This is a genomic window from Tropicimonas aquimaris (assembly GCF_042676185.1).
Taxonomy (GTDB): Bacteria; Pseudomonadota; Alphaproteobacteria; order Rhodobacterales; family Rhodobacteraceae; genus Tropicimonas; species Tropicimonas aquimaris.
In genome coordinates this window covers 447,019-464,548 of the sequence record NZ_JBHTJT010000007.1, presented here as the reverse complement: position 1 = coordinate 464,548, position 17,530 = coordinate 447,019, and the positions used below count along the sequence as shown (strand labels likewise).

14 protein-coding genes are annotated in these 17,530 nt (G+C 65.3%); 9 read left to right on the top strand and 5 right to left on the bottom strand.

All coding sequences use genetic code 11. The annotated features are described in order from the left end of the window. Positions 1 to 39: 39 nt before the first annotated feature. Positions 40 to 1,245, bottom strand: coding sequence for a mannonate dehydratase (uxuA, locus tag ACFQ2S_RS05970; RefSeq protein WP_386073516.1), 1,206 nt, complete (start codon positions 1,243 to 1,245; stop codon positions 40 to 42). Between the two features lie 87 nt (positions 1,246 to 1,332). Here uxuA and ACFQ2S_RS05965 point away from each other — a divergent pair, with 87 nt between their 5' ends. The 9 genes from ACFQ2S_RS05965 (at position 1,333) to ACFQ2S_RS05925 (ending at position 11,295) form a co-directional block, all read left to right on the top strand. Then, entirely contained in the window at positions 1,333 to 2,058 is a 726-nt protein-coding gene (locus ACFQ2S_RS05965; protein WP_386073514.1) for a GntR family transcriptional regulator, read from the top strand. Positions 2,059 to 2,095: 37 nt separating this feature from the next. Next, positions 2,096 to 3,073: a TRAP transporter substrate-binding protein gene (locus ACFQ2S_RS05960; protein ID WP_386073513.1), complete on the top strand. Its 978-nt coding sequence runs from the start codon at positions 2,096 to 2,098 to the stop codon at positions 3,071 to 3,073. A 73-nt stretch (positions 3,074 to 3,146) separates the two neighbouring features. Further along, entirely contained in the window at positions 3,147 to 3,653 is a 507-nt protein-coding gene (locus tag ACFQ2S_RS05955) for a TRAP transporter small permease (RefSeq protein WP_386073511.1), read from the top strand. Between the two features lie 4 nt (positions 3,654 to 3,657). Continuing rightward, the gene (locus ACFQ2S_RS05950; protein WP_386073509.1) at positions 3,658 to 4,935 is read left to right on the top strand and encodes a TRAP transporter large permease; all 1,278 of its coding nucleotides are present in this window, start codon (positions 3,658 to 3,660) and stop codon (positions 4,933 to 4,935) included. A 9-nt stretch (positions 4,936 to 4,944) separates the two neighbouring features. Continuing rightward, positions 4,945 to 5,985, top strand: coding sequence for an L-idonate 5-dehydrogenase (locus ACFQ2S_RS05945; protein ID WP_386073507.1), 1,041 nt, complete (start codon positions 4,945 to 4,947; stop codon positions 5,983 to 5,985). Positions 5,986 to 6,107: 122 nt separating this feature from the next. After that, positions 6,108 to 7,850 carry an acetate--CoA ligase gene (gene acsA / locus ACFQ2S_RS05940; RefSeq protein ID WP_386073505.1) on the top strand — a complete coding sequence of 581 codons (1,743 nt, stop codon included), beginning with the start codon at positions 6,108 to 6,110 and terminating at the stop codon, positions 7,848 to 7,850. Continuing rightward, a complete protein-coding gene (gene pdhA, locus ACFQ2S_RS05935) occupies positions 7,847 to 9,844 on the top strand; it encodes a pyruvate dehydrogenase (acetyl-transferring) E1 component subunit alpha (RefSeq protein WP_386073503.1) in 1,998 nt (665 codons plus the stop codon). Before acsA ends, pdhA begins: the two co-directional genes overlap by 4 nt. 3 nt (positions 9,845 to 9,847) lie before the next feature. Continuing rightward, positions 9,848 to 11,050: a dihydrolipoamide acetyltransferase family protein gene (locus ACFQ2S_RS05930; RefSeq protein ID WP_386073502.1), complete on the top strand. Its 1,203-nt coding sequence runs from the start codon at positions 9,848 to 9,850 to the stop codon at positions 11,048 to 11,050. Beyond that, a complete protein-coding gene (locus tag ACFQ2S_RS05925) occupies positions 11,047 to 11,295 on the top strand; it encodes an acyl carrier protein (protein ID WP_386073500.1) in 249 nt (82 codons plus the stop codon). The genes ACFQ2S_RS05930 and ACFQ2S_RS05925 overlap by 4 nt, the downstream gene beginning before the upstream one ends. Positions 11,296 to 11,364: 69 nt before the next feature. Here ACFQ2S_RS05925 and ACFQ2S_RS05920 read toward each other — a convergent pair whose 3' ends face one another. The 4 genes from ACFQ2S_RS05920 to ACFQ2S_RS05905 all read right to left on the bottom strand — a co-directional run bounded on the left by ACFQ2S_RS05920 (position 11,365) and on the right by ACFQ2S_RS05905 (position 17,511). Continuing rightward, positions 11,365 to 12,630 (bottom strand): DEAD/DEAH box helicase, encoded by a 1,266-nt coding sequence (locus ACFQ2S_RS05920; protein WP_386073499.1) that lies wholly within the window; start codon positions 12,628 to 12,630, stop codon positions 11,365 to 11,367. A 459-nt stretch (positions 12,631 to 13,089) separates the two neighbouring features. Further along, positions 13,090 to 13,425 (bottom strand): cupin domain-containing protein, encoded by a 336-nt coding sequence (locus tag ACFQ2S_RS05915; RefSeq protein WP_089231221.1) that lies wholly within the window; start codon positions 13,423 to 13,425, stop codon positions 13,090 to 13,092. Positions 13,426 to 13,490: 65 nt separating this feature from the next. After that, a complete protein-coding gene (locus ACFQ2S_RS05910) occupies positions 13,491 to 15,824 on the bottom strand; it encodes a DUF4962 domain-containing protein (RefSeq protein ID WP_386073497.1) in 2,334 nt (777 codons plus the stop codon). 130 nt (positions 15,825 to 15,954) lie between these two features. Further along, positions 15,955 to 17,511 carry an extracellular solute-binding protein gene (locus ACFQ2S_RS05905; protein WP_386073495.1) on the bottom strand — a complete coding sequence of 519 codons (1,557 nt, stop codon included), beginning with the start codon at positions 17,509 to 17,511 and terminating at the stop codon, positions 15,955 to 15,957. Between the last annotated feature and the right edge of the window lie 19 nt (positions 17,512 to 17,530).

The following is a 17,530-nucleotide window of genomic DNA, read 5'->3' as shown; positions in this document are numbered from 1 at the left end:
ATTTCGCGCCGGACGAGGCCGGCGCGAAGTCAGAACGCGTTACTCCGCCGCGTGAGACACTGCAGCGGCGATTCCTCTCAGCTCGGCCAGGCCTTTGAGGCGGCCAATCGCCGGATAGCCCGGCTGAGCCTTCCGCTTCTGGTCGTCGAGAATGTCCTGTCCATGGTCGGGCCGGAACGGGATCGAGCAATCGGCGCGGCCCGCGGCCTTGCGCTTTGCTTCCTCTGCCAGCGCGGCCTTGATGAGCGCGACCATATCGGTGCCGCCGCCAAGGTGCTCGGCCTCGTGGAAGGAGCATGGCGTGCCCTCGCTCTCGCGCCGAACGTTGCGCAGGTGCAGGAAATGCACGCGGTCGCCGAGGCGCTCCATCATGCCGGGCAGGTCGTTGTCGGCGCGCGCGCCGAGCGAACCGGAGCAGAGCGTGATGCCGTTCGCGGGCAGGTCCACCGCGTTCACCAGCCAGCGGTAGTCCGCCTCGGTCGACATGATCCGCGGCAGGCCGAGCAGCGGGAACGGCGGGTCGTCGGGGTGGCAGCAGAGCCGCAGTCCGAGTTCCTGTGCCAGCGGCGCAACCTCCTCGAGGAACGCCGAGAGGTGGGAACGGAGGCGGTCCTCGCTGATCCCCCTGTATTCGTCGAGGTGCCGGCGCACGTCGTCGAGGGTGAACGATTCCGCCGAGCCCGGCAGCCCGAAGACGACATTGCGGGCCAGGGCCTCCTTCTGTGCTTCGTCCATCTTCCCATAACGCTCCGCCGCTTCGGCCCGCACGTCATCGGGGAAGTCCGCCTCGGCGCCCTTCCGCTTCAGGATGTGCAGATCGAACGCCGCGAAATCGGCAAGGTCGAAGCGCATGCAGGTCGCGCCGGTCGGCAGGCGGTAGGCGAGGTCCGTGCGGGTCCAGTCCAGCACCGGCATGAAATTGTAGCAGATCACCTCGATTCCGGCCGCCGCGAGGTTGCGCATGCTGGTGCGGTAATTCTCGATGTGCGCGCGCCAGTCACCCGTCTGCTTCTTGATGTCCTCCGAAACCGGCAGGCTTTCGACCACGTCCCAGGTCAGCGTCGAGGGCGATCCGTCGGCCATGGTGGCGATCACCGTCTTGCGGGCCTCGATCTCGTCCGGTGTCCAGACCGAGCCTGTGGGCAGGTGATGCAGCGCCGAGACGATCCCCTCTGCGCCGGCCTGCCGCACGTCGTCGATCGACACAAGATCCTTCGGCCCGAACCACCGCCATGTCTGTCTCATATCTTCCGACCCCTCTTCGGTTTCCCGGCAGCGACTCTGCCCGACGACCTGATACCACCCATCGGAATCATTGACTAGTATGGAAGTATGGAGGATACACGGCTCGACCGGAGCGACTCCGAGGGACGCCACGACATGCAACTGGACATGACCGCACCGATCGGCCCGCAGCTGCACGCGCTTCTCAGGGAGCGTGTGGTGCGCAACGATCTGAAGCCCGGCGCCCGGATCTCGGAGGCCGAGATCGCGCGTGAATACGAGATCAGCCGCCAACCGGTGCGCGAGGCCTTCATCAAGCTTGCCGAGGAAGGGCTGATCGAAATCCGCCCGCAACGCGGGACCGTCGTGCGCAAGATCGACTGCGACGCGGTGCTGGACATCCGCTTTGTCCGCGAAGCCATCGAGGCCGACATCGTCCGGCTTCTGGCCCAGTCACGCGACCGCGAACTGGTGCTCCGCCTGCGTCACCAGATCGAGGAGCAGAAGGCGATCGCGGCCAACGCCCCCTCGGACTTCATCACCGCCGACGAGACATTTCACGAGACACTGGCCGCCGGGGCAGGAAAGGCCTCGATCTGGAAGCTGGTCAGCGGACTGAAATCCCAGATGGACCGGGTCCGCTACCTCAGCTTCGACCTGTTCCCGGTCGAACGCCTGATCGAGCAGCACGTCGAGATCGTCGATGCCATCGAGGCCGGCGACGTCGCCGCCGCGGGGGAGGCGATCCGGCTCCATTTGCGGGCGGTCCTGAGCGACCTGCCCGACATCATTCGCGCGCACCCCGATGCCTTCAGGGCGCCGCCACCGGAGTGAACACCCAAATCACGAGTCATCAACGAGGAGGAACCCCATGACTCTCAAGACCACCATCGGAAGCCTGCTGGTCGCCGGCCTTGCGTCGACCGTTCTGTCGAGCGCGGCCTTCGCCGCCGACATGACGCTCAAGCTCGGCCACCTGGCCAACGAGGAAAACCCCTGGCACCTGGCCTCCGTCAAGTTCGGCGAAGAACTTGCCCGCCTCACCGAAGGCCGCATCGAGGTCGAGGTCTATCCCAACGAGTCGCTCGGCAAGGAAATCGACCTGATCAACGGCATGCAGCTTGGCACCGTCGACATGACGATCACCGGCGAATCCCTGCAGAACTGGGCGCCGATGGCTGCGCTTCTGGCCGTCCCCTACGCCTACAAGTCGCTGGAGCACATGGACGCCACGGCCGGCGGCGAAGTCGGTGACGCAATCGAGGCCCAGATCATCGAGAAGGCCCAGATCCGCCCGATCGCCTTCTTCGCCCGCGGCCCGCGCGATCTGACGTCGAACCGTCCGATCACCACGCCCGATGATCTGCAAGGCCTGAAGATGCGCGTGCCGAACGTGCCGCTCTTTGTCGACGTCTGGAAGGCGCTCGGCGCCCAGCCCACGCCGATGGCCTTCTCCGAGGTCTTCACCTCACTGCAGAACGGCACCATCGACGCACAGGAGAACCCGCTGGCGCTGATCCGTTCGGCCAACTTCAACGAGGTGCAGAGCCACGTGAACGAGACCGAGCACGTCCGCTCCTGGATCTACCTGACCATCGCCGAACAGACATGGGGCAAGCTCTCGGACGACGACAAGGCCGCCGTCATGGAAGCTGCAGCAATCGCGCAGGAATACGAGCGCGGGCTGTTCCTCGAAAGCCTCGCCGCAGACAAGGCCTGGCTTGAGGAGAAGGGCGTGACCTTCGTCGAGGTCGACGGCGCCGCCTTTGCCGCCAAGGCCAAGGACGCCGTGCTTGCCAACGTCAGCGACGAGGTGAAGCCCTACGTTGAAGCGCTGTTCAACGAATAAGCTCCACTCACGCACCGGGCCGGGGCGCTTGCTGGCGCCCCGGCCCCTCCCCACTGCCCCACAGGAATATTCGATGAACGCGCTGGAACGGTTGACCAACCTCGTCTCCGCGTTGTGCAAGGTCGGTGTCGGCCTTTCCTTCGCCCTTCTCATTGTCGTCGTCCTGGTCCAGGTGATCGGCCGCACGACCGGCGCCTCGCCAGTCTGGACGGAAGAGATGACCCGCTTCGCCCTGCTTTATCTTGCGGCCTTCGGTGTCGGCCTCTCGTTCCGCAGCGGCGACCTCGTCAACGTGGACGTGATCTGCGAGAACCTGCCCGAACCGCTGCCATGGGTGCTGCGCCTGGTCTCCGCGTTCCTCACCGGCGCCGTCGCGCTCATTCTCATCCCCCATGCGTGGAAGTTCACCTCCATCGGCAAGATGCAGACGTCGCCGGCCATGGGCATCCGCATGGACCTGATCCATATTACAGTCACCCTTCTGCTGGCATTGCTCTTCCTCTTTGCCGCGCTGCGCGTGATCAACATGCTCGCCGGACGCAGCAACGGGCTGCCACTCAAGGCCCGCGAGGAGGACTGAACCCATGGAAGTCTATGTTCTCTTTGCCGTCTTCGTGACCGGCCTGATCATTGGCGTGCCGGTCGCGGTGACGCTGGCGCTGTCCTCGCTGATCTATCTCGTGCTCGCCGGTATCCCGCTCGTGGTGATGCCGCAGAAGATCTATGCCGGCATGGACGTTTTCGTGCTGCTGTCGATCCCGGGCTTCATCCTCGCCGGCAACCTGATGAACCGCGGCGGCATCACCAACCGCATCATCCGTTTCGCCAACGCGCTGGTCGGCTGGATCCGTGGCGGGCTTGGCCTCACCAACATCGCCGCCTCCATGCTCTTCGGCGGCATTACCGGCACCGCGGTGGCCGATGCCGCCTCCATCGGGGGCGTGATGATCCCCGGCATGAAGAAGGCCGGCTACCCGGCTGACTTCTCCGCCGCCGTCACCGCCGCCTCCTCCACCGTCGGCCCGATCATTCCGCCCTCGGTGCCGATGATCATCGTTGGCGCGCTCTCCGGAATCTCGGTCGGCAAGATGTTCATGGCCGGCGCCATTCCCGGCATCCTGATGGGGCTGGCGATGATGGTGACCTGCTACATCATCTCGGTGCGCAAGAACTACCCGCGCCAGAAGTGGGAAGGCTTCGGCGAGGTCGGACGCTCCTTCGCCTCGGCGTTCTGGGCGCTCGCCATGACCGGGCTCATCATCTACGGGCTGCTGAGCGGCCTCGCCACCCCGACAGAAACCGCCATCGTCGCCTCGGCCTATGCCTTCGTCGTCGGCGCCTTCGTCTACCGCGAACTGCCGATCCGCGAGGTTCCCAAGGTCGTCGTGGACAGCGCGATCTCCTCGGCCGCGATCCTGTCGCTCGTGGGGTTTGCTAACGTCTTCGGCTGGATCCTCGTCTCCGAACGGATCCCGCAAGCGATCGCCGACGGGGTGCTCTCTTTGACCGACAACCGGATCCTGGTGATCCTGATCATCAACATCCTGCTGCTCTTCGTGGGCATGTTCATGGAAACGATCGCGGCCCTGATCATCCTTTTCGTGCCGCTGCTGTCGCTGGCTCAGGCCGTTGGCATCGAGCCCCTGCACTTCGCCACCTTCGCAGTGCTGAACCTGATGATCGGCCTGACGACGCCACCGGTGGGTGTGTGCCTCTTCGTCTGTGCCGGCATCGCCAACCTGCAGCTTACCCCGGTGGTGCGCGCCATCTTCCCCTTCCTGCTGACGAACATCCTCGTGCTGCTGGCGGTGTCCTACTGGTCGCCGCTCGCCACCTGGCTGCCGTCCATCCTGATGCCCTAGGAGTCCGCAATGGAAACCCGTGTCTGCCGTCTTCACGGCCAGAAGGACCTTCACGTCGAAACCCTGCCCCTCGCCGCGCCCGAGGCCGGATACGTCCTCGTCGCCATCGGCGCCGGTGGCATCTGCGGCTCCGACCTGCACTATTACCAGGACGGCGGCTTTGGCCCGATCCGGGTGCGCGAGCCGATCATCCTCGGCCACGAGGCCGCAGGAACGGTCGTTGAGCTCGGCCCCGATGTGACCGGCCTTGCGGTGGGCGACCGCGTCGCGATCAGCCCCAGCCACCCCTGCGGCTACTGCAAGTACTGCGATCAGGGCCTGCCCAACCACTGCCTGAACATGCGCTTCCTCGGCTCCGCAATGCGGATGCCGCATGAGAACGGCCTGTTCCGGGACCGCGTGGCGGTCAAGGCCGGGCAGTGCTTCAAGGTGGCCGAGGGCGTCTCCATCGGCGAGGCCGCCTGTTCCGAGCCGCTGTCGGTCTGCCTGCACGCCCGCTCGCTCGCGGGCGATCTGGCCGGGCGCAAGGTGCTGGTGACTGGCTCAGGCCCGATCGGCGCGCTCTGCACCGCGCTCGCCGCCGAGGCCGGTGCGGCCGAGATCGTGGTGACCGACCTGCAGGACGTGCCGCTGGCGGTTGCCGGGAAGATGGGCGCGAACCGCACGATCAATGTCGCACGCGATCCCGACGCGCTCGCAGGCTACGCGGCGGACAAAGGGCATTTCGACGTCTGCTTCGAATGCACCGCCGTCGCGCCTGCGATCCGTTCTGCCATCGAGACGTTGCATCCGCTGGGAACGCTGGTGCAAGTGGGCGTGGCCGGCGACGTGACGGTGCCACTCAACCTCATCGTCGCCAAGGAGATCGTGGTGAAGGGCACCCATCGATTCCATCCGGAGTTCGCGGTTGCGGTCGACATGATCAACCGCCGCGCCGTGGACGTGCGCCCGATCATCACCCAGACCTACCCCCTCGAAGAGGCGCTGGCGGCCTTCGAGATCGCCGGCGACAGGAGTGCCTCGGTCAAGGTGCAGCTCTCCTTCGCCTGACGGTTCCCGCACCCCGGTCAGGATTTCCTGTTGCCGCGAGCCGAAGTTCGGCCGGATCGTTGACGTGAATCATGGCGGAATGCCGCGCCCGGTGGGACAATCCTCACCGGGAGGAATCCACCATGTTTGGGGCAATCCGGAAGGAGTCCGGAGGGACTCGGGGTGCGTCTCTGCCCAACCCGGACGAGGCGCGCAAAACGTTTACATGGGAAGTGGCCGAGCAGATGCTCGACGGGCTTCCCGGAGGCTATCTCAACATCGCCCATGAAGCCGTGGACCGGCATGTGGCACAGGGCCATGGCGGCCAGGTCGCGATCCGCTGGCTCGGCAAGGACAACGAACACCGCGACCTCACCTATGCCGACCTGGCCGAAGGCACGGCGCGGTTTGCCAATGTTCTCGAGGTGCAGGGTCTGGCCCGCGGTGACAGCGTCTTTGCCCTGATGGGGCGCGTGCCCGAGCTCTACCTGGCTGCGCTCGGCACGCTGAAGGCCGGGATGGTCTTCACGCCGCTCTTCTCGGCCTTCGGGCCGGAGCCGATCCGCACCCGGATGGAGATCGGCACCGCCAAGGCGCTGGTGACGACCGAAACCCTGTATCGTCGCAAGATCGCCCAATGGCGGGACGAGATCCCGTCCCTGAAACTCGTGCTGATCGTGGGCGAGGAAGCCCCTGAAGGCTGCGTGGCACTCGGTCCCGCGATGGAGGACGCGTCGCCGGACTTCGAAGCGGCGCGCACCCTGCCCGAGGACCCGGCGCTCATTCACTTCACCTCCGGCACCACCGGTCGACCCAAGGGTGCCGTGCATGTCCACAAGGCGGTGCTCTATCACGCCATTTCAGGATGTTACGCGCTGGAGCTGACACCGGGCACGATCTACTGGTGCACCGCCGATCCAGGATGGGTCACCGGCACCTCCTATGGCATCATCTCGCCGCTGGTAAACCGGGTGACGATGATCGTGGACGAGGCGGAGTTCGACCTCGACCGCTGGTATTCGACCATCCAGAGGGAGAAGGTCGAGGTCTGGTATTCCGCGCCCACTGCGATCCGCATGATGATGCGCGCGGGCGACGCGGCCGCCAAACCCTACGACTTTTCCAGCCTGAGGTTCCTCGCGTCTGTCGGCGAGCCGCTGAACCCCGAGGCCGTCGTCTGGTCCAACCGGGTGTTCGGCAAGCCGTTCCACGATAACTGGTGGCAGACCGAGACCGGCGGCATCATGATCGCCAACCTCGCTGCGCAGGAGGTGCGGCCCGGCTCGATGGGCAAGCCGATGCCCGGTATCGAGGCCGGCATCGTCGAGCGCACGCAGACCGGCCTGAAGGAGCTGGGCGACGGCGAGATCGGCGAGCTGGCGCTCAGGCCCGGCTGGCCGTCGATGATGCGCACCTACCTGCACGAGCAGGCTCGCTACGACAAATGCTTCGTCGATGGCTGGTATCTCTCGGGCGACCTCGCGATGCGGGACAAGGACGGATACTACTGGTTCGTCGGCCGCGCCGACGACCTCATCAAGTCCTCCGGCCACCTGGTCGGCCCGTTCGAGGTGGAGAGCGCGCTGATCGAGCACGAGGCGGTGGCCGAGGCCGGCGTCATCGGCGTACCCGACGAAACCGCGGGCGAGGTCATCAAGGCCTACGTCACGCTCAACCCAGGATTCACGCCGGGCGAGGAACTGGAGCGGGAGATCCGCGGCCATGCCCGCAAGAAACTCGGGCCCGCCGTCGCCCCGCGCGAGATCGTCTTCCGCAACACCCTGCCCAAGACCCGTTCGGGCAAGATCATGCGCCGCCTGCTCAAGGCGCGCGAACTGGGCCTGCCCGAGGGGGATATCTCAACCCTGGAGACTGACGAGACATGACCGTGATCGACAAACCGCATCTTACGCGCGAGCACGTCCTGTCGCTGCTGACAGGAATGATCCGCATCCGGAAGTTCGAGGACAAATGCGCCGAGCTCTACAGCCAGGAAAAGATCCGCGGCTTCCTCCATCTCTATGACGGCGAGGAGGCGATTGCCGCCGGTGTGATTCCGGTGCTGGGCAAGGACGACAAGATCGTCGCCACTTACCGCGAGCACGGGCAGGCGCTGGCGCGCGGGGTGCCGATGACCGAAGTCATGGCCGAGATGTACGGCAAGGCCGAGGGCTCCTCGGGCGGGCGCGGCGGCTCCATGCACATCTTCGACGCCGCCACGAACTTCTACGGCGGCAACGCCATCGTCGGCGGCGGTCTGCCGTTGGCGGTCGGGATCGCGCTGGCCGATCACATGCGAGGCCAGACCCACGTGACCGCCTGCTTCTTCGGCGACGGCGCGACAGCGGAAGGCGAGTTCCACGAGTCGATGAACCTCGCCGCGCTCTGGGGGCTGCCGGTGCTCTTCGTCTGCGAGAACAACGGCTATGCCATGGGCACCGCGATCGGACGCTACGATTCCGACACGGACATCCACGAAAAGGCTGCCGCCTACGGCATGGAGAGCCGGGTGGTGGACGGGATGGACGTGGTGGCCGTCGAGGCCGCGGCGCGGACCGCGATCCGGCACATCCGGGAAACCGGCAAGCCGGTGTTCCTCGAGTGCAAGACCTATCGTTTCCGCCCGCATTCGATGTTCGACGCCCAGCTCTACCGCACCAAGGAGGAAGTCGAGACCTGGCGCAAACGCGGACCAATCGTCCAGTTCCAGACCTGGCTGCTTAAGAACGGGCTGCTGCACCAGGAGGATGTCGACCGCGTCGAACGCGAGATCGATGACGAGATAGCCCAGGCCGTGGCCTTTGCCGAGGCCGGGACCTGGGAGCCGAAAGCGGACCTGATGAAGCACACGATGGCCGAACCGTTGCCGGACCCGGAGCCCACACCACCCTCCGGAGAGACTGTCGAGACGACCTATCGCGAGGCTGTCAAGCAGGGTATCCGCGACGCGCTTCTCCGCGACGAGCGGGTGTTCCTGATGGGCGAGGACGTTGGCGCCTATGGCGGCTGCTACGCGGTCTCCAAGGGGCTGATGGCCGAGTTCGGCGAGGATCGCATCCGCGACACGCCGCTCAGCGAGTCCGGCTTTACCGGCGCGGGCATCGGGGCGGCCGCCGCCGGAATGCGCCCCATCGTCGAGGTGATGACGGTCAACTTCTCGCTCCTGGCGCTCGACCAGATCCTCAACACCGCCGCCACCGTCCGCCACATGTCGGGCGGCCAGTTCGGCGTGCCGGTGGTGATCCGCATGGCGACCGGCGCGGGCAAGCAACTCGCCGCCCAGCACTCGCACAGCCTCGAAGGCTGGTTCTCCCATATCCCGGGGCTCAAGGTGCTTGCGCCGGCGACGCTGGAGGACGCCCGCGGCATGCTCTGGACGGCACTGGAAGACCCGGACCCGGTGCTGATCTTCGAGAACGTCATGCTCTACAACCGGACCGGGCTGCTCGACACGGGCGCCGGACCGGTGGACATCTCGAAAGCCGCCGTACGGCGACAGGGCGATGACGTGACGCTGATCACCTATGGCGGCTCGCTCTACAAGACTCTCGAGGCGGCCGAGGAACTGGCGAAGGAGGGCATCGGCGCCGAGGTGATCGACTTGCGCGTTCTGCGTCCGCTGGACGATACCACGATCATGGGATCGGTCGGCCGCACCCGCCGGGCGGTGATCGTCGACGAAGGCTGGAAGAGCGGTTCGCTCTCGGCCGAGATCGCCGCTCGCATCCACGAGCAGGTGTTCTGGCAGATGGACGCCCCGGTCGGGCGGGTCTGCTCGGCCGAAGTGCCGATCCCCTACCCTGCCCATCTCGAACAGGCGGCGATCCCGCAGGTGCCGCAGATCGTTGCGGCGGCGAAAGCCACGCTGGGACGGAGTTGAGCCATGGGTGTTTTCCAGATGCCCTCGCTGGGCGCGGACATGGAAGCCGGCAAGCTGGTCGAATGGCTGGTGAAGCCGGGAGATGCGGTGCATCGCGGCGACATCGTCGCGGTGGTCGAAACCCAGAAGGGCGCCATCGAGGTCGAGATCTTCGAGGAGGGCGTCGTCGGCTCGCTTGAGGCCGAACTCGGCAGCACGCTGCCGGTCGGCGCACCGATGGCGACGATCCTGGCCGAAGGCGAAGCACCGCCTGCCGAACCGGCCGACATGGCGACCGAGGTCGCGCGCCCCACACCCGTCTCTGCACCGCCAGTCGCCGCAAAGGTTCCCGAACCGGTCAATGCGCCACAGCCGGCGGTCATCGGCCTCCCGGCCTCGCCTGCGGCGCGCAGGCTTGCGGCAGACCGTGGGATAGACCTCTCCGGCATTTCGGGGAGCGGACCAGGCGGCGCGATCACCTTCCGTGACGTCGAAGGCGCGCCCTCGGAGGTGGCGGCCCCTGCCCGCGCAGCTCCGGCCGATGCCATGGCCGAGATGCGCAAGGCCATTGCCGCGGCGATGCAACGCTCCAAGCGCGAGATCCCGCATTTCCAGCTGAGCCAGACGGTGGACGTGCAGAAGACGACGGACTGGCTCTCCGCCCGCAATGCCACCGCCGCGCCAGCCGAGCGGATCCTGCTCGGCGCGCTCTTCATGAAGGCCGCCGCGCTGGCCGCCAGCAAGGTCAGCGAGATGAACGGGCATTACGGCGCGGACGGGTTCGCTCCCGCCCCGCAGGTCAACCTCGGGGTGGCCGTCGCGCTGCGCGGCGGCGGGCTGATCGCGCCGGCGATCCCGGACGCCGACACGTTGCCGCTGCCCGATCTGATGGCCGCGATGAAGGACCTTGTAGCCCGGGCCCGGGCGATGCGCCTGCGTTCCTCGGAACTAACCAACGGCACGATCACGGTCTCGAGTCTGGGCGAGAAGGGCGCCGAGACGATGACCGGCATCATCTTCCCGCCGCAGGTCGCCCTGCTCGCCATCGGAGCGCCCCGGCTGCGTCCCTGGATCGTGACCGACGGCGACGGCGCGCCTGCACAAATCGAACCTCGGCAGGTGGTGACCTTCACGCTCTCGGCAGATCACCGCGTCAGCGATGGACGGCAGGCCAACAGGTTCCTCGCCGAGGTTGATGCATTGCTACAAGCACCGGAGACCCTATGACCCAGGAACAGATGAAAGCCGCCTTCCTCGAGGAGCTCACCAAGGTCGCCCCCGACCTGGAGATCGACGCAATCGGTGATGACGATCACATCCAGGACGACCTGGAGCTCGACTCCATGGACGTGCTGAACCTCGTCGCCGCGCTCCACGCCCGTCTGTGCATCGATATCCCGGAGGCCGACTACGTCCGGATCGCCACCCCGGCGCTCGCAGCCGACTACCTGGCGGGCAAGCTGGCCGCATAGGCCACGATCCGCGCCAAAATGAAAAGGGGCACCGCTGGCGCCCCTCTCCCACTCGATTTCAAACCTGCGTCAGGCTGCCCGGCGGCGGCGCGGACGGCGGCGTTTGGCGGCGGCGGGTTTCTGGCTGTTGGCAGGCTTGCCCTGACCACGACCGCGGCCGCGCGGCGCGCCGGAGCGGCGTCCACCGCCCTCCGCGCCGTCGTTCAGCGGGCTGGAGCCGCTGGCGACCGGTACCTCGATCTTCATCAGCTTCTGAATCTGGCGCAGCAGATCGGCTTCGTCCGGCGAGCAGAAGGCGATCGCCTCGCCCTCGCGACCGGCACGGGCAGTCCGGCCGATCCGGTGGACGTAGTTGTCCGGTACTTCGGGCAGGTCGTAGTTGATCACGTAGGCCACGCCGGGAATGTCGATGCCGCGCGCCGCGACATCGGTGGCGACGAGCACCTTGATCTCACCGGCGCGGAACGCCTTAATCGCGCGGTCGCGCTGGCCCTGGCTCTTGTTGCCGTGGATCGAGGCGGCATTAAAGCCGTCGGCCACGAGCCCCTTCATCAGCTTCTCGGCGCCATGCTTGGTGCGCCCAAAGACCAGCGTCAGCGCCTCGGGATCACGCGACAGGATCTCCCGCAGCTTGCCGGGCTTGGCACCCTTGTCGAGGAAGTGCACCGACTGGGTGATCTTGTCGACCGGCTTGCCCGGAGGCGACACCTGCACCCGGCGCGGGTCGTTCAGGTAGGCGCGGCTCAGCTCTTCCATCTGGTTCGGCATGGTGGCCGAGAACAGCATGGTCTGGCGCGGCGTGCCGAGGCGCGGCGCGATCTTGCGCAGCGCATGGATGAAACCGAGGTCGAGCATCTGGTCGGCCTCGTCGAGCACCAGGTGGCGGACTGACCCGAGATCGACTGCGCGCCGATCCATCAGGTCCATCAACCGTCCTGGCGTGGCGACAAGGATGTCGGTCCCGCGGGAGAGTTGCGTGATCTGCCGGTTGATCGACTGGCCGCCGACCACGGCGACCACGTGCACCCGGGTGCCGTTGGTCAGCGTCCGCAGGCTTTCGGCGATCTGGTTCACCAGTTCGCGGGTCGGCGCGAGGATCAGGGCCTTGGCGGTCTTGGGATCGGGCTTGCCGGGATTGGCGAGCAGGTAGTCGATCAGCGGCAGGCCGAAGGCCAGGGTCTTGCCGGTGCCGGTCTGAGCGAGTCCGAGAATGTCGTGCCCTTCCATCGCCAGCGGGATGGCCTGGTTCTGGATCGGGGTAGGTTGGGTAAATCCGGTGCGCTTGAGCGCATCGTTCAGTGCCGGCGCGAGACCAAGCATATCGAAATCGAACACGTCGTATCCTTCATTGGCCGCGCGGCGTGCGTGCCGGCGCGGCTGTATTGCATGACCGCACACATGCGGCCCTAGGGTTCGCAAGGACTCGGGACGTACGGGCGATTCCCGCGGCATCCGGCCGTTGCGTCAGGAACCCTGCGTGATGGGGAACTGGATCAAGGTGCGCTGTTGGGCCCTGATTAAGGGCACGGCTTGCTCACGCGGCAGCGCAGCGTCGCGTTCGCTCTGCAGCAAGCGAGGCCTCGTGTCAAGGCGTTCGTCTGCGAGAGGTCCATAATCGTAACTGGCGCAGGTGCCAGAAATGGACCGGGCCGCCACAATCGGACGGCCCGGTCGGGTCTGCTGCCCTGTCCCAAACGATGAAGGGAGTCGCGTATGGGAGTTGCCGGTGCCGGCTTCCTCGCAGCGAGCGGGTTCATCCGGCCGTCGTGTCCGGGGCGCAATGCGCGCCCGGGCCTATTTTACGAAGTCTTCGCGGTGCGGCGTGAAGAAGTCGAGCAGCACGCCCTCTTCGAGGCAAGTCGCGCCATGCACCATGTTGGGCTGCTTGTAGGTGCTGTCGCCGGCACGGACGACCTTCTTCTGGTCTCCGATCTCGAACTCGAACACGCCGGAGAGAACGTAGGAGATCTGCTCGTGCGGGTGGCTGTGCAGTGCGGCCACGGCGCCCTTCTCGAAATGCACTTCGACGACCATTGCGTTGTCGGCGAAAATCGCCATGCGACGCTTGATGCCGCCACCAAGGTCTTCGAGTTCGTGGTCCTTGCCGTAGCAGAAGTTGGTTACGTCCATCGGTGTTCTCCGTGGTCAATTGGGGGAAGGATCTGCCGACGCGCGAGGGCGCCGGCAATCGAAGGTCAGGCTTTCATCAGCTTCTGCACGACGACCTTGAAGCTGCGCTCCTCGGCATCGGTGAAGTAGAGGTCAGCGTCATAGCCCTGGTCGTCGATGAAGTTGAACACCCGGCGCGGCGCGGCCTTTGGATAGGGCACGAGCAGGGTGGCGATCCGGTGCCGCTTGGCCTTGGGGAAGGTCGCGACGATCCGCGAGCCGATCGGCTTGCCCTCGTATTCGGCCGGGTCGACATCATCGTAACCCTCGACCTGCTTGATGCTCGGCATCCCGCCTTCGGAGAAGACGAACTTGCCATAATACCCCGCCTTCTCGCCGGTGTAGCGATAGCTGTCGGAGCCGACATCGAAGGGGCCGTTTGCATGGGCGAGCCAGTCGATGCTGACCGGTTCCTCGGCGTCGATGCTGTCGACGATGACGAAGTAGCTGTCATGCACGAAATAGGCCTCGCGCCGAACCATCGTGACTTCCGGGCTCAGCACCTTGTAGGCCTCGGTCGCATCGCCGCGTATGTAGATGTGGTCTTCGCGCTGCTCGGCCAGTTCGACCTTGCCGGTGGCACGCATCGACAGGATCTTGTCGCGGTCGGCGTACTGGCCCTTGCCGTTGATCAGGATGGCGCATTTCGACTTCGTCTGGCGTCGCCACTGACGGTGCATCGAGGTGTTGAAACCGATGTAGTAGCCCGAGTTGACCATCAGGTCTTCGCCGAAGGCCGACATGCAGAAGGCGTTCTGGTCGCCGTGGCTGTGGCTGATCGAGCCCCAGGGAGAGGACTTGAAGACGAAGCTGATATGCTCGTCGGGGTTGCCCATCCTATGCTGGATCGCGGCCCAGCCGATGCCCTTGAACCAGCGCAGGCGCTGATCGTCCGCCGGCGGCTCGGCCTGTACGATCGGGTAATCGTGACGGTAGCACATCTCGTCGAAGTTCAGGTCCCACCAGCCGTAGTTGTAGAACATGCCCTCGGTGCCCGGGTCGTTCCGCTTCAGCTCGTCGTAGTACCACTGGTAGGCGCCGTTGCCGGTGACGCCCGCGTATTGGCGCAGGTTGTAGCCGACCTTGAGGCAGACCAGATCGCCCATGGTGGAGTCGTCGCCGAAGGTGCCGCGGCGCGTGGTCGGCGGCTTGGTGTAGAGCGGGAAGTCCCCTGTCTTCTGGAAGAACGGTCGCTTGTAGAGATCGATGCCGGTGAAGTTCTTCAGGTAGTTGGCGCCATCCACCAGGTAGGCCATGGCGGTCATCCAGTAATGCGGCCCCTCGGCCCAGCCGCCATCGGTGTCGCCCCAGGGCGAATAGACGGTGAACAGGAACTCGATGCAGTAGTCGAGCCATTCCCGCGCCTCTTCCTCCTCGCCCAGCATGGCGATGCAGCAGGGGATGAGCACCGCGTAGACCGAGCGAACCGCGTGGCTGTCATAGGGGAAAAGGTGGATGTTGGCGTGCTTGATCGCGTGCTCGGCGACGTCGCGGGTGCGCTCCAGCAACGAGGCGCGCACCTTGTCGCGCTCCTCCTGGGTCATCTGGTCATAAAGCCAGTCGTAGCCCCAGGCGAGCGCATCGGCGATGCGATAGGCCCATTCATCTGTGTAGGAGCGCGAGGTGGTGCCCTTCGGATCCCACTCGGCAACGGACAGGAGCCATTCCTTGGCGCGATCCAGCAGAGCCTGATCGTCCAGAACCTTGCCGGCAACGGCGAGATGGCGGATGGCGTACATTACTTCCTGGCAGTCGATATAGCCCTGGCGCCAGACCGGCGGGGTCCGCTGGTTGTTCGGATAGGGCGCGATCTCCTCGGTGATCGGCCGGTTGATCCAGGGAGTGACACTCTTTTCGTAGAAGGTCGACCAGGTGCACTTGTCCGGGTCCTTGGCGACGGCCTTCTTGAATTCTTCAAGTTCCTTAGGACCGAGCCAGAGGCGCGGATGCGCCATGTCGGCCTTGGCGTAGCGGCCGTCACGCTTGACGAGCGGAACCTGCGGCAGGCCCTCGGGGATCACGAAACTGCGGGTGGAACTCCAGACGGTCGACGGAGCCTTGGATTCGGCATCCCACTCGGCATAGCCCCAATGGTAGGCGCCCGGCTCGAACACGACGTCGGGGGTCAGGAAGTTCAGCGGAATATCGGTGAAATACTGCGTGGCCTTCTTCGGGAAAGACGGGTCCTGCGACACGCGCAGGACATAGCGGGCGCCCTCCTCGACCACGGGCAGCCACATGAAGCGCGGCGGGTTCTCGACAACCGCCTGACCTCCGGACGGCGCATACTGGATGTTCAGCCGACCGGCCTTGGGTTCATCAAGATAGGCGGTGGCGTCTTTTGTGGCGGTCGAAGGCATCGACGGGCGTCCTTGAATATCGGGTGTTTCGGATATGTGGCGCCGCCCGGGACACGGAGTATCGGGCGGAGCCGGCCTTGGGGACGCCGCCCGCCCGGGGATCGGACGGACGGCGCCGGGAGGTATCAGGTCAGCCGCCGTACTGACGGTCGTAGGCGGACTGCATGACTTCGAGCACTTCATTCATGCCCATGCGGTCGAGCTGGGACATGTAGGCATCCCACTCTTCTTCCACGTCGGCGGCACCGAGAATCCAGGCCTGCTGCTTCTCGAGCATGTAGGTCCGGGCCTGGCTGAAGTACTTGTCGAAGACCCGCTGCTCGTCGGCGTTCATCGCCACGCCAAGGAAGTCGGGGATCAGGTAGTCGCCCTGTTCATAGAGCTCGATGCCCTCCAGAGCGTACTTGTTCGACCACTGCTTCTCGTACTCGTAGTCCTGGTAGTAGCCGCGAGCCTGAAGCTGCGCGCCGATCTCGTATAGCTGCGAGTTGACGGGACGACCGTTGGTCAGGAATTCCTCCGTGAACTGCGGCTTGCCGTCGACCATGGTGTATTGCTCACCCTCGACACCGAAGTTCACCAGCCGGCGGCCTTCGGGCGAGAAGAAGAAGTCGAAATACTTGATGGTCTCGACCGGGTGCTTGTTGGTGCCACCGATGGCCCAGCCGTCCGGTTTCACGAGAATCCGGCGGTGCTCCTCGATGCGATCGCCGTTGACGTTCTCCGGCGGAATCATCGCCTTGAACTCGAAGCCGGGGATCTTGTCCTGGAGCGAGTCGTTGTAGCCGGCGGTGGAGGCGAACCAGTCGTGCGTCATGCCACCGAGGTTCTCGGACAGCAGGTATTCACGCGCCGAAGAGCCGCGGGTGAAGACTTCGGGGTCGATCAGGCCTTCCTTGTACCACTTGGCGAGGTTCTTGATGCCTTCCTTGTAGCCCTCTCCCATGTAGGGATACTGGATCTTGCCATCCTCGACGTAGAAGTCGTGGTAGGTGTCGGATCCCGACGACCTGCCGCCCCAGAGCGTCACCAGACGGGGCAGTTCTTCCCACTGACGGGCGAAATAGGGGATCTCGTCCTGGATACCGTTGCCGTTCGGGTCCTGGGTCCGGAACGCGGTCAGAACTTCGTAGAGCTCGTCGACGTTGTTCGGCACTTCCAGCCCGAGCGCCTCCAGCCAGTCGTAGCGGATGAAGTATCCACGGCCGTATTTGCCGTCCGGCAGATACGGAATGTAGTAGAGGTTGCCATCCGAGGAGGACGCGGCCTTCAGCAGGTCCGGGTTCTCGTCGAAGAACGCCTTGATGTGTGGCGCATGCTCTTCGATCAGATCGTTGAGCGGCAGGAAGGCGCCCTGCGGACCGTACTGGTCGACAGATTCCTTGATCCGGGCGCTGCCGATGATGTCGGGCAGCTTGCCGGTGGCCAGAAGGAGGTTCATGGCCTCCTCGCTGTTGGTGGTGTTGGACCCGACGGTGGCGTTCTTGAGATAGACGTTGGTAAGCTCCTGGGCCACCTTCTCCACCGGCCAGTTTTCGTCATATGCCGTGGAGCGGACATGGTGGATGTGGACCGTCAGTTCCAGCGGCTCGTCGACGATCTTGAGATCATCGTTGGCGAGAGCCGGGGTGACGCCGGTCATTGCCGTTGTCGCCAGTGCGGCAGCAGTGAGTGTCAGAATTCGCATGGATACCTCCCTGTATGCG

Coding starts and splice junctions, on each gene's coding strand:
- uxuA (WP_386073516.1), bottom strand. CDS start 1,245: ATGAGACAGACATGGCGGTGGTTCGGGCCGAAGGATCTTGTGTCGATC.
- ACFQ2S_RS05965 (WP_386073514.1), top strand. CDS start 1,333: ATGGAGGATACACGGCTCGACCGGAGCGACTCCGAGGGACGCCACGAC.
- ACFQ2S_RS05960 (WP_386073513.1), top strand. CDS start 2,096: ATGACTCTCAAGACCACCATCGGAAGCCTGCTGGTCGCCGGCCTTGCG.
- ACFQ2S_RS05955 (WP_386073511.1), top strand. CDS start 3,147: ATGAACGCGCTGGAACGGTTGACCAACCTCGTCTCCGCGTTGTGCAAG.
- ACFQ2S_RS05950 (WP_386073509.1), top strand. CDS start 3,658: ATGGAAGTCTATGTTCTCTTTGCCGTCTTCGTGACCGGCCTGATCATT.
- ACFQ2S_RS05945 (WP_386073507.1), top strand. CDS start 4,945: ATGGAAACCCGTGTCTGCCGTCTTCACGGCCAGAAGGACCTTCACGTC.
- acsA (WP_386073505.1), top strand. CDS start 6,108: ATGTTTGGGGCAATCCGGAAGGAGTCCGGAGGGACTCGGGGTGCGTCT.
- pdhA (WP_386073503.1), top strand. CDS start 7,847: ATGACCGTGATCGACAAACCGCATCTTACGCGCGAGCACGTCCTGTCG.
- ACFQ2S_RS05930 (WP_386073502.1), top strand. CDS start 9,848: ATGGGTGTTTTCCAGATGCCCTCGCTGGGCGCGGACATGGAAGCCGGC.
- ACFQ2S_RS05925 (WP_386073500.1), top strand. CDS start 11,047: ATGACCCAGGAACAGATGAAAGCCGCCTTCCTCGAGGAGCTCACCAAG.
- ACFQ2S_RS05915 (WP_089231221.1), bottom strand. CDS start 13,425: ATGGACGTAACCAACTTCTGCTACGGCAAGGACCACGAACTCGAAGAC.
- ACFQ2S_RS05910 (WP_386073497.1), bottom strand. CDS start 15,824: ATGCCTTCGACCGCCACAAAAGACGCCACCGCCTATCTTGATGAACCC.
- ACFQ2S_RS05905 (WP_386073495.1), bottom strand. CDS start 17,511: ATGCGAATTCTGACACTCACTGCTGCCGCACTGGCGACAACGGCAATG.